Origin of the sequence: Furfurilactobacillus rossiae, from assembly GCF_013394005.1 — a bacterium.
Lineage (GTDB): Bacteria > Bacillota > Bacilli > Lactobacillales > Lactobacillaceae > Furfurilactobacillus > Furfurilactobacillus rossiae.
In genome coordinates, this window is sequence record NZ_CP040586.1 from 961,026 (window position 1) to 975,274 (window position 14,249).

The 14,249-nt window shown below is 43.5% G+C and carries 11 protein-coding genes; 9 read left to right on the forward strand and 2 right to left on the reverse strand.

What is annotated here, in order from left to right; all coding sequences use genetic code 11:
- The first annotated feature begins 4 nt into the window (after positions 1-4).
- The 9 genes from LROSL1_RS04520 (at position 5) to LROSL1_RS04560 (ending at position 13,242) form a co-directional block, all read left to right on the forward strand.
- Entirely contained in the window at positions 5-1,147 is a 1,143-nt protein-coding gene (locus tag LROSL1_RS04520; RefSeq protein ID WP_178913870.1) for a CamS family sex pheromone protein, read from the forward strand.
- A 174-nt stretch (positions 1,148-1,321) separates the two neighbouring features.
- Entirely contained in the window at positions 1,322-3,349 is a 2,028-nt protein-coding gene (locus LROSL1_RS04525) for a KUP/HAK/KT family potassium transporter (RefSeq protein WP_178913871.1), read from the forward strand.
- A 161-nt stretch (positions 3,350-3,510) separates the two neighbouring features.
- Positions 3,511-3,822, forward strand: a complete 312-nt coding sequence (gene gatC, locus LROSL1_RS04530) for an Asp-tRNA(Asn)/Glu-tRNA(Gln) amidotransferase subunit GatC (RefSeq protein WP_161001085.1) — start codon at positions 3,511-3,513, stop codon at positions 3,820-3,822.
- Positions 3,822-5,291 (forward strand): Asp-tRNA(Asn)/Glu-tRNA(Gln) amidotransferase subunit GatA, encoded by a 1,470-nt coding sequence (gatA, locus tag LROSL1_RS04535; RefSeq protein WP_178913872.1) that lies wholly within the window; start codon positions 3,822-3,824, stop codon positions 5,289-5,291. The genes gatC and gatA overlap by 1 nt, the downstream gene beginning before the upstream one ends.
- On the forward strand, positions 5,291-6,718 hold the full coding sequence (gatB, locus tag LROSL1_RS04540; protein WP_161001087.1) for an Asp-tRNA(Asn)/Glu-tRNA(Gln) amidotransferase subunit GatB: 1,428 nt from the start codon (positions 5,291-5,293) through the stop codon (positions 6,716-6,718). The genes gatA and gatB overlap by 1 nt, the downstream gene beginning before the upstream one ends.
- A 128-nt stretch (positions 6,719-6,846) precedes the next feature.
- On the forward strand, positions 6,847-7,866 hold the full coding sequence (locus LROSL1_RS04545) for a diacylglycerol kinase (RefSeq protein ID WP_017262714.1): 1,020 nt from the start codon (positions 6,847-6,849) through the stop codon (positions 7,864-7,866).
- Between the two features lie 171 nt (positions 7,867-8,037).
- Positions 8,038-9,405 carry a 23S rRNA (uracil(1939)-C(5))-methyltransferase RlmD gene (gene rlmD / locus LROSL1_RS04550; RefSeq protein WP_178913873.1) on the forward strand — a complete coding sequence of 456 codons (1,368 nt, stop codon included), beginning with the start codon at positions 8,038-8,040 and terminating at the stop codon, positions 9,403-9,405.
- A gap of 525 nt (positions 9,406-9,930) precedes the next feature.
- A complete protein-coding gene (gene metE, locus LROSL1_RS04555) occupies positions 9,931-12,237 on the forward strand; it encodes a 5-methyltetrahydropteroyltriglutamate--homocysteine S-methyltransferase (protein WP_178913874.1) in 2,307 nt (768 codons plus the stop codon).
- Positions 12,238-12,252: 15 nt separating this feature from the next.
- Complete coding sequence (locus LROSL1_RS04560; protein ID WP_178913875.1) at positions 12,253-13,242, forward strand: methylenetetrahydrofolate reductase; 990 nt, start codon at positions 12,253-12,255, stop codon at positions 13,240-13,242.
- A gap of 100 nt (positions 13,243-13,342) precedes the next feature.
- Here the strand turns inward: LROSL1_RS04560 and LROSL1_RS04565 are convergent, their stop codons facing one another.
- Together LROSL1_RS04565 and LROSL1_RS04570 are read right to left on the reverse strand one after the other, a co-directional pair.
- Positions 13,343-13,696, reverse strand: a complete 354-nt coding sequence (locus tag LROSL1_RS04565; RefSeq protein ID WP_178913876.1) for a DUF2178 domain-containing protein — start codon at positions 13,694-13,696, stop codon at positions 13,343-13,345.
- A 1-nt stretch (position 13,697) separates the two neighbouring features.
- The gene (locus tag LROSL1_RS04570; protein ID WP_225351503.1) at positions 13,698-13,925 is read right to left on the reverse strand and encodes a helix-turn-helix transcriptional regulator; all 228 of its coding nucleotides are present in this window, start codon (positions 13,923-13,925) and stop codon (positions 13,698-13,700) included.
- Positions 13,926-14,249 lie beyond the last annotated feature (324 nt).

Here is a 14,249-nt window from a genome sequence, read left to right on the forward strand (position 1 = left end):
TAAGGTGAAAAAGTTTCGTATTGTGGCCGCATTGTTATCTACCATGATGTTATTGGCAGCCTGTGGTAACCTCGACAGCACATCAAGTAGTTCGACAACACCGACTACCAGTAAAAAGAAGGTTCAGACAACTGGTCAAACCAACAGCAATAATTATCAAGGTGTCATCAAGAACGGGCATTATTTAACGAGTGCCGCCCGTGGTGTCACCAATGATCAAGACAATAACACCATGAACCTGAAGAGTTTTGAAAGTGGCTTATTAAATGTCTCTAAAAAGGAATTTAAGCCGAGCAAGTATATTTTTCAGGAAGGTCAGTATTTGTCTACGTCAACTGTTCAAAAGTGGGTTGAGCGTAAGTCAAACGATAATCCTACGGGGTTAAACCCTGTTGATAACGGTCAAAAGGATGCCAATAAACGGAATCCGCTGTATTTACAAACTATTGAAGAACAAGACTACATGACGCAGGATGGCGACAATTTATCCTTGTCTGGAATGACTATCGGAATCGGTTTAAATTCGGTTGACTACTACACCAAGGAAAAATATGGTGCTCAGTATTCGACAAATATTTCCGATGAGCAAATGACGACCCAAGGCCGTGCAATTGCAGCAGAAGTATTAAAACGTGTGCGTGCGACTAAGGGCGTTGGCAAAGATGTGCCAATTGTGATTGCTTTGTATAAGCAGGCTTCTGATGACAGTTTGGTTGGCGGTACGTTCTTCTCGTATAGTGTCAATGACGGAAACAACATCAGTTCTTGGCAGAACATCAACCAACGTAACGTAGTCTTTCCGTCTGCAGGTGGTTCCAGTACGTCAGGCACCAGTAATGATGAGAGCAACTTCGAAAACTTTAAGACTCAGGTTCAAAACTTCTTCCCGAATCTCAGTGGTGTGACCGCTCAGGCACAATACCAGGATGATAATTTAGCTGGTATGAATGTCACGATTACAACGCAATTTTATAGTCAAACAGAGATTATTAGCTTTACCCAGTACCTGGCCCAAGTAGCGCCGAAATACTTACCGTCAGGGGTGCCAATTGATATCACGGTTCAGTCAACGGATGGCGTTCAGTCGTTCCTGAGTCGTGATTCGGGCCAAACTAAATTTTCAACACATGTTTTTGGATCCTATTAACAAAAATGAATAATTGACTAACCGCCACAACACAGAACAAAGCCTGTGTTATGGCGGTTTTTGTATTGAAGCGACAGAAAGATCATTAAGTTTGCGTTAGGCTATTTTATTTTCGATCAAAATGGCTAAAATGAGTTGGTGGTTCTAGATTATAAAAGTCGAGGTAGTTTTACGATGAATGCGAACACAAGAACTAAGGTAAGTCGGGCAGGTATTTTTATTACGTTAGGAATCGTTTACGGAGATATTGGTACTTCGCCATTGTATGTTATGAAAACGATTCTTGGCGATAATGGTGGACTGTCCACCACGACGCCTGAATTAGTGATTGGGAGTATTTCACTTATTTTTTGGACAGTGATGTTACTCACGACCGTGAAGTATGTGCTTATTGCACTTAATGCCACCAACCATGGTGAAGGCGGTATTTTTGCACTTTATACACTGGTAAGACGTCAAGCTAAGTGGTTACTTTATCCGGCATTGATTGGTGGCGCTGCATTGCTTGCCGATGGGATGCTGACACCAGCTGTGACAGTGACAACCTCAATTGAAGGATTAAAGGGGATTGTTTTTCATCATTGGGAACCAGTCCAAAATCAGGCTGATGTCATTTTTATCACAGTCGTAATTTTATCGATTTTATTTGTGATTCAGCGCTTTGGGACCAAAACGATTGGTCATGCTTTCGGTCCAATTATGACTCTTTGGTTTACATTTATTGGTGTTGTTGGTTTAGTGAATTTGCTGCCAGACCTTGCCATTTTAAAGGCGTTAAATCCTTACTATGCCATCAGTGTGCTGGCAAGCCCAGATAACAAGGTTGGCATTTTTATTCTGGGTAGCGTCTTTTTAGCGACTACTGGGGCTGAAGCACTGTATTCAGATGTTGGTCATGTTGGTAAGGCAAACATTGATGCAAGTTGGCCATATGTTTTTGTGTGTTTGATGCTTAACTATTTTGGGCAGGGTGTTTGGGTGATTCAACACGCTCACGAGGCCAACTTGGGACAAGCGGTGGACTTTAATCCCTTTTTTGAACTTTTACCTGGCGACTGGCGTTTTGTCGGCATTGTGCTGGCAACCTTGGCTGCCATTATCGCATCGCAAGCGCTGATTACTGGTTCGTACACATTAGTTGCAGAAGCAGTCCGGTTAAAATTATTGCCACGATTGAAGATTAATTACCCAACGCTTCAGCACGGGCAAATATACGTACCGGCTGTGAACGGCATTTTGTGGATTGCTTGTGTCGGAATAGTTTTCTTTTTCAGAACTTCTGCTCATATGGAGGCCGCATATGGATTAGCCATCACTGTGACAATGTTGATGACGACACTCTTGCTGTTCCAGTATTTGCGGTTACGGCATGTAAACGTTGTGTTGACTTGGTTAATGGTCCTATTCTTTGGCAGTTTGGAAACCATGTTCTTCCTGTCATCGATGGTTAAATTTGTTCATGGTGGCTATGTAACGGCCATTCTGGCTGGCTTAATTTTGTGTGTGATGTTTATTTGGTATTACGGCAATAAAATTCGTGATCGCGATGAGTTTGAGTCCGGCTATGTCGATTTAGATGATTATAAAGACCAGTTAGTTGCGCTGAGCAAAGATGAAAACTACCCAACGTTTGCAACCAATTTAGTCTATATGGCTAAGGTAAAACCGGGTCATATGATTAAAAAAGAAATGCTCTATTCAATTTTGGACAAACGTCCGAAACGTGCACAGGCATATTGGTTTGTGACAGTTAACGTTACAGATGAACCGTATACGGCTAAATATGATGTCGATATGATGGGCACGAACAATGTTATTAACGTTCAACTTTATCTTGGTTTTCGTCGTGAACAACGGGTAAATGTTTATCTGCGGGCGATTGTTCACGAGCTAATTGAGAGCGGTGATTTGCCGGCTCAACCGCAAACTTATACGATGCAAAAGGGTCGCAATGTTGGTGATTTCAGCTTTGTTGTCATTCAAGAAGAGCTGTCACCGGAAACACGAGTCAAACCATTTGACCGCTTTATTATCCAAGCGCGGGTGACCCTTCAAAATTGGACGAGTACGCCGGCAACATGGTTTGGACTGGAATTTTCGGATGTTGTTGTCGAGCATGTGCCACTGATTCTCGGACGTCGGCGCCGGCCATTTTTACGGCGCATCAAACAGCAACATACAGATGACACAGACCGACAGTAAGCAAATCGAGATGTGTTTGTTGAAAAAATTAATTACGACAATTAAGGGGCTGGATATGCCATTATTTTTGTCGCGATTATTTAGAGAAGAACACAAACTTACCGCGCTTTGTCGTATAATATTAAAGATAGTGACAACTTTTTACAGAAAGAGGGATGGGCATGGCAGAAGAACCAATTTCACGTGCTGAAGTTGAGCACGTTGCCGAACTGGCAAAACTTTCGTTGACCGATGAACAGGCCAGCAAGTTTACTAGTCAACTGGACGAAATTATTACCATGATTGATGGTTTGAACGAGGTCAACACAGATGATGTGAAGCCGACAACCAACATGGCCGACGCGACTGCAATTTTACGTGAAGACGTTGCAGTGAACGCCCACCAAAAAGATGCGTTAATTAACGAAGCTCCTGAAACCGAAGATGGTTTTATTAAGGTGCCCGCAATTATTGACGAAAGTGAGGACGCCTAATGACACAACAGTTTGATAATTTAACTGAGCTTCATCAAGCGCTCGTTAATAAAGACTTATCTGCCACTGAATTAACACAACAGACGCTTACTGATATTCATAATCATGAAGACGCCTTAAACGCTTATGTGACGGTGAACGATGATGAAGCATTGGCACAGGCTAAACAGGCTGATGAAAGCGGAATTGATGCAGATAACGTCTTTTCTGGTGTGCCAGTTGCATACAAAGATAACTTAACGACTAAGGGCTTGCTGACAACAGCCGCTTCTAAAATTTTGTACAACTTTAAACCTGTATATGACGCAGATGTTGTGACGCGTTTACGCGCTGCCGGCGCCGTTACAATTGGGAAAACCAACCTGGACGAATTTGCCATGGGTGGCTCGACTGAAACATCCCACTTCGGGACTGTTCATAATCCTTGGGATACAACTAAGGTGCCTGGCGGTTCTTCGGGTGGCTCTGCGGCTACAGTCGCAGCTGGCGATGTGCTGGCTGCCCTGGGTTCTGACACTGGTGGTTCAATTCGCCAACCGGCCGCTTTCAACGGAATTGTTGGTTTAAAGCCAACGTATGGCCGAGTTAGCCGTTGGGGATTAATCGCGTTTGCGTCATCATTAGACCAAATTGGTCCAATGACCCAGAACGTGACGGATGCCGCTGCCATGATGAATGTGATTGCGGGTCGTGATGAACGTGATGCCACTTCATCCAGCAAAGAAGTGCCGGATTATGTGGCTGGTTTGTCTGGCGACATCAAGGGCTTAAAAATTGGTGTGCCTAAGGAATTCCTTGGTGAAGGCATCGATGAAGGCGTTCGTGATCAGATTAAGACTGCAATCAAGAAACTTGAAGCATTGGGTGCAACGGTGGATGAAGTCAGTTTGCCACACAGTACCCACGGGATTCAGGCTTACTACATTCTTGGACCGTCTGAAGCGTCTTCAAACTTACAACGGTTTGACGGAATTCGTTATGGATACCGCACACCAAATGCTAAGAATTTGGAAGAACTGTACGTTAAGACCCGTTCCGAAGGATTTGGTGACGAAGTTAAACGTCGGATTATGTTAGGAACCTTTGCATTATCTGCCGGTTCATTCGATGCGTTCTTTATGAAGGCTGCTAAGATTCGGACACTAATCATTGAAGACTTTAAGAAAGTGTTCGCTGATTACGATGTTATTGTCGGACCAACTGCACCAACACCGGCCTTTGGTATCGGTGCCGAAACTAAAGATCCGATGACGATGTACATGAATGACATGTTGACGGTTCCTGCTAACTTGGCTGGTCTGCCTGCCGTTTCAGTGCCTGCTGGCTTGGTAGATGGTTTACCGGTTGGCTTACAAGTCATTGGCCGTCCATTTGATGAAAGTCGCGTTTTGAACACAGCTTTTGCTTTTGAACAGAACACGACATTCCACGAATTGAAGCCATCAATGAGCAAAGGAGGGCGTGCTTAATGAATTTTCAAACGACGATTGGACTAGAAGTCCACGTTGAACTTAAAACGAATTCAAAGATTTTTAGTCCGTCACCCGTTGAGTTTGGTGACAACCCTAATGCCAATACTAATGTGATTGACTGGGGATATCCTGGTGTTTTACCAACGCCCAACAAAGGGGTAGTGGAATACGGTATGCGCGCGGCTTTGGCCCTTCATGCCAAGATCAATCAGCATACGCACTTTGATCGGAAAAACTACTTCTATCCGGATAACCCAAAGGCTTACCAAATTTCACAATCAGATGTGCCGTTAGCACAAAATGGTTGGATTGAAATTGACGTGGACGGTAAGAAAAAGAAAATCGGAATCGAAGAGATGCACATTGAGGAAGATGCCGGTAAAAACACGCATAATCCTAATGGGTATTCCTACGTCGATTTAAACCGTCAGGGGACACCATTGATTGAAATTGTGTCGAAGCCTGACATTGCTTCGCCTGATGAAGCCTACGCTTACCTTGAAACTTTGCGTCAACGGATTCAGTTTACCGGTGTTTCTGACGTGAAGATGGAAGAAGGTTCTATGCGTGTCGACGTCAACATTTCGATTCGCCCTTATGGAACGGACAAGTTTGGGACGAAGACAGAACTGAAAAACTTGAACTCCTTCAACTATGTGAAGAAGGGTCTTCAGTTTGAAGAACAACGTCAGCAACGTGTCTTATTGTCTGGCGGTCAAATTCAACAGGAAACACGTCGTTACGATGAAGCTTCTAACGAAACCATCCTGATGCGTGTTAAGGAAGGTGCGGATGATTACCGTTACTTCCCAGAACCAGATATTCCTAACGTTGAGATTGCGGATGACTGGATCAAACAGATCGAAGAAACGATGCCAGAAATGCCAGAACGTCGTCGTCAACGCTATGTTGATGACCTTGGTTTGACTGACTATGACGCCATGGTGCTGACACAGACCAAGGAAATGTCTGACTTCTTTGAGGCGGCTGTGGCACAAGGTGCAGACGCTAAATTGACGTCAAACTATTTGCAGGGGGACGTTAACGCCTATCTGAACGATAACCATTTGGATCTGCAAGATACGAAATTGACGCCAGACCACTTGGCCGGCATGATCAAGTTACAAATGGATGGTACGATTTCATCCAAGATGGCTAAGAAGGTCTTTAAGGCGATCATGGATGGTGAAGAACCAAATGATTATGTCAAAGCACATAACCTGGTTCAATTGTCAGATCCAGCTCAATTGCAGCCGATTATCGATGGTGTGTTGGACGCTAATGCTCAATCGATTGAAGACTTTAAGAATGGTAAAGATCGTGCTGTTGGCTTCTTAGTCGGTCAGATTATGAAGCAAACACACGGGCAAGCTAATCCGAAGATTGTTAACAAGTTGTTAATGACTTCATTGAATGCGCGTTAAACGATTGTTATTTTAATCAGAAGCGGTTAAAATTAAACCTCGTTGTGAACCTTACAACGGGGTTTGTACATAGCATTAAAATTATTAAACGGAATGACTAAGACAGTTTGCAGTGGAGGCAATGAAACATGGGACAACGCGCACGGGTCATCTACAACCCAACGTCAGGACGCGAAGCACTAAAAAGAGATTTAATCGATATACTGAACGTCTTCGAACAGGCCGGTTACGAGACTAGTGCGTATGCGACCACGCCAGAGCCTGATTCGGCTAAAAATGAGGCGCATCGTGCTGCCCTTGAAGGCTTTGACCTAGTGGTGGCAGCCGGTGGTGACGGGACGATTAACGAAGTCGTCAACGGGATTGCTGGACTTGAGAAGCGTCCTAAAATGGCGATTATTCCGGCTGGTACTACTAATGACTACGCTCGCGCATTGCGGATTCCACGTGATGAGCCATTGAACGCTGCTAAGGTTGTGCTTAAGAATCAAACTGTGAAGATGGATATCGGTCAGGCTGGCGAAACGTACTTTATCAATATCGCTGGTGGCGGTTTGCTGACTGAATTGACGTATGATGTTCCTTCCGATATGAAAACAATTTTTGGTTACCTTGCGTACTTGGTTAAGGGTGCTGAATTATTGCCGCAAATTAAACCGATTCAAATGTCGATTGAGTACGACGATGGTAAGTTCGAAGGTGAAGCTTCGATGTTCTTATTGGGACTGACGAATTCAATCGGTGGGTTCGAACAAATTGTGCCCGATGCATCGCTTGATGATGGTAAATTCAGTTTGCTCATTGTCAAAACGGCCAGCATGCCACAACTGTTGCGGCTGATGACATTAGTCTTAAACGGTGGTCGACATATTAATGATCCGTTGGTCATTTACAAGAAGACCAGCAAAGTGATTGCTAAGCCACTTAATTCCGATCGAATGATGATTAATTTGGACGGGGAATACGGTGGTGATGCGCCGATGACGTTCATTGATCACAAACAGCACATTGAAATGTTTGCTGATTTGGATGCGATTCCCGATGAACAGTTGACTGGTGAAGACCGTGCCATCGAAGAAGACGCCCGTAAGTTTGTTGAAGAAGTTGACAAGTTGCCAGAAGGTCAGACAGACGACAACAAAAAATAATGATGTGTCTCAGCAGCGGGTCCGCTTAAATGCGGATCCGCTGTTTTGTACTTCTTTTAAGTGAGTCGGCATGCTATACTTGTTTGGTTCGAAAATTTTACAGCGGACTGTTTTTGTTCGTTTGAAAAATTCCGTTGAGTGACCGTCGCAAAAGTCGAAAGGAAATAATTAATGAAATTCAAAGCACCAGTTGCTAAAAACCAAGAGTATACAGGCGATATTATTGACCTGACCTATCAAGGGATGGGTGTCGCTAAGATAGAAGATTTTCCAATCTTTATTACGAACGCATTGCCTAATGAAAAAGTTGTATTTGCAGTAACCAAAGTGTCGAAAACATACGCTTTTGGTCGGGTCGTTAAGTTTATCGAAAAAAGCCCGCAACGGGTTGATAGTGTCAATGTGACCTACACTCAAACTGGGATTGCGCCCCTGCAACACTTGAGTTACGAAGGTCAATTGGCCTTCAAACAACACCAAGTGGTTGAATTGTTAAAGAAGTCACACTTGGACATTGATGTTGCCAAGACGGTGGGGATGGAGACACCTTATCATTATCGTAACAAGGCTCAAGTGCCGGTTCGTGAGATCAATGGTCAAATCGAAACTGGTTTTTACAAACGTGGCTCTCACACGGTTGTGCCAATTGAGGATTTCTATATTCAGGATCCTAAAATTGATGAAGCCATTATCGTGGTGCGTGATCTCTTACGTCGTTTCCATTTGGATGCGTACGATGAAACTAACAACACCGGTGTGATTAAAACCATCATGGTGCGTCGAGGCTATTACAGTCATGAAATGATGATTGTCATTGTTACGCGGACACATAAATTGTCGATGGTGAATGAGTTGGTTGCTGAAATCACGAAGGCGTTGCCAGAAGTGAAGAGCATCATTCAAAATGTTAATCCACAACAAACGAACGTATTGTTAGGTGACACGGATCGAATTCACTTCGGTAGTCCCGTGATTCATGACCAATTGATGGGGTTGACGTTTGAAATTTCGGCTCACTCGTTCTACCAGGTTAATCCACAGCAAACGGAAAAACTGTATCAGTTTGCCATCGACAAGGCGCAGTTAACGGGTGAAGAGACTGTTATTGACGCCTACTGTGGTATCGGTACAATCTCGTTGGCAGTGGCCAAGCATGCTAAACATGTGTATGGTGTTGAAATGGTTAAAACGGCCATTAGTGACGCCAAGACCAATGCTAATTTGAATCACATCGATAACGTTGACTTTGTTGTCGGCAAGGCTGAAAACCAAATGGCACGGTGGCAAGAAGCTGGCTTGAAGGCGGATGTTATCATGGTTGATCCGCCACGTAAGGGTCTGGCACCAGAATTCATCGAAGCTGCCACGGCGGTTAAACCGAGCCGTGTTGTCTATGTCAGCTGCAACCCCGCAACGTTGGTTCGTGATATTCAGGTGTTCATGGATCACGGCTATCACGTTGATGGTGACATTCAGCCGGTGGACCAGTTCCCACAGACGACAAGCATTGAATGTGTTGTCAGTCTGGTGAAAGATTAATTGAATACTGGCAAATGAAAAATGGCAGTTCAACAATTTGTTGAAGCACTGCCATTTTTCATTTGTATTAAGATAATTATAGATGATTAGAATCTTGCTTACTGTGAATAACACGCAATCAATCTCCTTGAAATTATAGAGAACATATCCCATTAATTAATTTATCATTAGAAAATGCCTTGACTTTAATGAAAATCGAGTGTAAATTCAAGTCATTGAAAACGTATCGATGAGAAAAGTAATCTTTAACCAACGAGATAGAGAGCTTGCAGGGTGGGAACAAGTCACGCGGTGAAAGATGAACAATGGCCTCTAAACGGTGCCGCTGAACCTTAATGGCAAAGTGACAACGACCAGCAGTCGTTATCCTGCTACCGTATGAAAATGTACGGGATAAGGTTACAAGTGTGAGCTTGTGACAAAGATAAGGTGGTACCGCGAACGGTAGCTTCGTCCTTTTTGTAGGATGAAGCTACCGTTTTTTGTCGATTATCAAAAGCATTTAAACGAGAAGGAGTGTCATACATGACAGTTATTAGTAGCAATCTTGGTTACCCGCGGTTAGGGGAAAAACGAGAATGGAAAAAGACGTTGGAACACTACTGGGCAGGCAAGATTGATGAACCGGAATTTCATGCAGAAACGAAAGCATTGCGTTTGGCCAATTTGAAAAAGGAACAGGCAGCAGGGTTGGATTTAATTCCGGTTGCCGATAATTCAGACTATGATCATGTGCTGGACACGATTGCGGCTTTTGGCATCGTGCCAGAACGCTATGGTAGATTTCACAAACGGTTAACGTTGGACGAATACTACGCGATTGCTCGTGGGACAAAGGACGCCGTGGCCTCAGAAATGACGAAATGGTTCAACATCAACTACCACTACATCGTGCCAGAATATGACCAACCTCATTTTGAATTATTGGATAATCGTTGGTTACGTTTCTACAACGAAGCCAAAACTGAATTAGGAATTGACGGAAAACCAGTTATCCTTGGTCCAATTTCGTTGTTAAAACTGGGCAAACGGAATGGTGATTACCTGGACGCGGCCGCTGTTGATGAACTACTGCCACAATTATTGCCACTTTACGAACAGGTCTTTACTGAATTGGCTCAGGCCGGCGTTAAATGGGTTCAGGTGGACGAACCAACGCTGGTTAAGGTTGCGACAGATGCTGAAGTTAAACCTTACGAAACGGCTTTGAATGCACTTCGACAAGCGGCACCATCGATCAATATTGAACTGCAAACGTACTTTGACAGCATTGATCCCTATAAAGTTGTTACCAAATTACCCGTGCAGGCAATCGGACTCGATTTTGTGCACGACAACAGTGAAAATTTGCAGCACGTGTTGAACGATGGTTTCCCAAGCGACAAGGTATTAGCTGCCGGTATTATCGATGGTCACAATATTTGGACAAGCAATTTTGCTGACAAACTGGCCTTAATTAAGAAATTGCAGGGTGTCGTTGACAACAATCATTTGTGGTTGCAACCTGCTAACTCATTACTTCATGTACCAATCACGACAAAGAATGAAACGAAGATCGATCCTGTTTTATTAGGTGGTTTAGCCTTTGCTGATGAAAAGCTACATGAACTGACGGTTTTAACTAAGGCCGCTAATGAAGGCCAACAGGCGGTTTCAGAAGAATTCACCAAGAATGCTGCCGCACTCAAGGCGTTAAATGAATCTGAACACCGGAACAACGCTGAGGTCCGTGCTGCGGAGACCAACTTGGCCAACGAAACGTTTGAACGGCACAGCGCATTCCCAACGCGGATTGCACTACAACACAAGAAGTTGCAATTACCATTATTGCCAACGACAAGTATTGGTAGTTTTCCACAAAGTAAATTGGTTCGTTCCAAACGGGCTGCTTGGCGGAAGGGCAACATTACGGATGCCGAATATGAAGACTTCATCAAGTCTGAAATCAAGCGTTGGATTGGTATTCAAGAGGACCTCGGACTGGACGTATTGGTTCATGGTGAGTTTGAACGGACTGACATGGTTGAATACTTTGGTCAGAAACTAACTGGCTTCTATGCGACGCAAAATGGTTGGGTTCAATCATATGGTTCACGTGGAGTCCGGCCACCAGTAATTTTCGGTGATGTCGCTTACACGAAACCAATTACGGTTAAAGAAAGCGTCTACGCACAAAGTTTGACGGACAAACCTGTTAAAGGAATGCTCACGGCACCTTTAACGATTATTAACTGGAGCTTTGTCCGTGACGATATCAGTAAGGCACAGGTTCAAAACCAAATCGCATTAGCGCTGCGTCAAGAAGTGATTAACTTGGAAAAGGCTGGCATCAAGATTATTCAAGTTGACGAACCTGCGTTACGTGAAGGTCTGCCACTAAAGAAACGTAACTGGAAGCCATATCTGGATGAAGCGGTTTACTCCTTCAAGATTACGACGACTGGTGTTCGTGATGACACCCAGATTCACACACACATGTGTTACTCAGACTTTGAAGACATCATCGACACGATTAGTGCACTTGACGCGGATGTGATTTCGATTGAAACGTCCCGGAGTCACGGTGAAATCATTAGTTCGTTTGAAAAGACACACTATGATAAAGAAATTGGGCTTGGTGTTTATGACATTCACAGTCCACGGGTACCTTCTGTTGAAGAAATTCAAGCAAATATTGAGCGAGCGTTGCGTGTTATCGACGCTCATCAATTCTGGATCAACCCCGACTGTGGTTTGAAGACGCGTCAGGAACCGGAAACGCTGGCAGCCTTAAAGAACATGATTGCAGCACGTGATAATGTTCGTGCTAGTTTAGCGGAACCGACAAAGTAATAGGAGGGCGTTGCCATGGTGGCTGACGCAGAGCACCAAAAGTTAACGGATGATGGGCAACGATTGACACATACAGATGAAGCACAAACGGAACATCATTTCCTTCATCCGTCTGTTGGTCATAAGAGTATTCTTGTGGAAATGGATCCACCGACGACGTTTAAAACGGCAAGCTTTTATCGTGGAGCTGAGCGTTTACGTGATGCAGGAGTGGACGCAATTACGCTGGCGGATAATTCGTTGGCAGCTGTTCGGGTGAGTAATGTGGCCGTTGCTGCTAAGTTGAAATTGGAATACGGTATTCATCCGATTGTGCACCTGACGACCCGCGATCATAATCTAATTGGCATTCAGTCTGAAATTATGGGGTTACACAGTTTGGAAATTGACGATATTCTGGCAATTGCTGGAGATCCTGCTAGGGAAGGCGATTTCCCGGGTGCTATTTCAGTGAGAGACGTTAATGCGTTAGGCCTCATTAAACTGATTAAGCAATATAACACTGGTGTTAGTCCAAGCGGGAAGGACTTAGATGACCGCCCTAATTTCTGTGTAGCGGCAGCCTTTAGTCCTAAAATTACCAATGGTGTTTTGGCAACTCGCGGAATCAAACGAAAAATCGACTGTGGGGCCGATTATCTCATCACACAGCCAGTGTTTGATATCGCCAGGGTTAATGAATTGGCAGATGCTTTCTCACAATGTGGGTTACAGATTCCCGTGTTTGTTGGCGTTCAGCCGCTAATGTCCAAACGTAATGCTGAGTTCTTAAACGAGCATGTGTCGGGGATGAGTTTGCCTCAATCCGTACTGGATCGAATGGCTCAGGCCGAGATCGACGGCAATGAACATGAAGTTGGCCTACAAATTGCTGAAGAAATTGCGGATGCAATCTGTGATCGATTTGATGGCGTTCATGTGGTTACACCGTTTAATCGGTATAAGGTTGCAGCAAAACTGGTAACGCACATTAGACAGCGCGAGAATGTGGTTGTTAACGGGTAAGTAGAATAATAAAGAACTCCCTACCAAAGTGGTTGCGAACGAATCACTTTGGTAGGGAGTTTTTATTAGGGGCAGAAGCCGAAATTATGTAATTGATGTATTACCGCATTTCTTTTCTGTAAGTCACAACAAGATAAATGAGCCCTGACAACATCATAAAAATATATTTAATCATACGAAATTGCTCAATAAGATAGTCGCTTGGAAAAACAATGTCACAAATGAAGCTGACTGAAAGCATGATAGAAGCAGCCGCGAGATAAATAGTAGCAGTACGCTCGTCTTCAATTCTGCCAATTTTGCGCATCATAAAATAACCGGCGACCAAAAGAAAAATTGTCAAAAGCGTACAGGTACCAACCAAGATGTTAAAATTCAAGTTACTTTGTTCGGCCCATTGTTTTAGCGGCCAAAACAGGGCATCAGGAATATCAGATAATGATTTAATTTGCATATTAGTTCTCCTTATAACCAAAAATGTCGGTAATATCCACCTTGAAAAAAATTGCAATTTCAAAGGCTAGTTTCAATGTCGGTGAGTAATTACCTTTTTCCATCACCAAGATTGTCTGTTTGCTAACACCGACTGCTTTGGCCAAAGCGGTTTGGGATAGATGATTTAACACGCGGTATTCGTAAACCTTGTTGGTGATGGTGAGACCTGAATTTTGTTTGCTAGCGATAGTGATCACCTCAATAATTATTGTAAACAATACTTTACCAAAAGTAAAGTATTGTTTTGAAGAAACCAACATTAAATTAACCATCGAAGCTTTGACTATAAATGCTTTTAAATCAGCATTGTGTCATTTACAACTGATGAAAATGTGTAATACAATATGCCTACTTTTGGTAATTGATTTCGATGTAAATCTATCTAGAACCATCATTTCGGTTCCAGAGTCAATATATCCGATCACTATTAGACTGACCAATAAACGATAGCAACCGCGAACACGAATTTAAGCAGTTCATCGGTATTCAATAATGGCTTCATGGTAAACTAG

Excerpts from the sequence above, each read along its gene's own strand:
- gatA (WP_178913872.1), top strand. The coding sequence starts at position 3,822 with ATGACACAACAGTTTGATAATTTAACTGAGCTTCATCAAGCGCTCGTT.
- metE (WP_178913874.1), top strand. The coding sequence starts at position 9,931 with ATGACAGTTATTAGTAGCAATCTTGGTTACCCGCGGTTAGGGGAAAAA.
- rlmD (WP_178913873.1), top strand. The coding sequence starts at position 8,038 with ATGAAATTCAAAGCACCAGTTGCTAAAAACCAAGAGTATACAGGCGAT.
- LROSL1_RS04525 (WP_178913871.1), top strand. The coding sequence starts at position 1,322 with ATGAATGCGAACACAAGAACTAAGGTAAGTCGGGCAGGTATTTTTATT.
- LROSL1_RS04560 (WP_178913875.1), top strand. The coding sequence starts at position 12,253 with ATGGTGGCTGACGCAGAGCACCAAAAGTTAACGGATGATGGGCAACGA.
- gatC (WP_161001085.1), top strand. The coding sequence starts at position 3,511 with ATGGCAGAAGAACCAATTTCACGTGCTGAAGTTGAGCACGTTGCCGAA.
- gatB (WP_161001087.1), top strand. The coding sequence starts at position 5,291 with ATGAATTTTCAAACGACGATTGGACTAGAAGTCCACGTTGAACTTAAA.
- LROSL1_RS04565 (WP_178913876.1), bottom strand. The coding sequence starts at position 13,696 with ATGCAAATTAAATCATTATCTGATATTCCTGATGCCCTGTTTTGGCCG.
- LROSL1_RS04545 (WP_017262714.1), top strand. The coding sequence starts at position 6,847 with ATGGGACAACGCGCACGGGTCATCTACAACCCAACGTCAGGACGCGAA.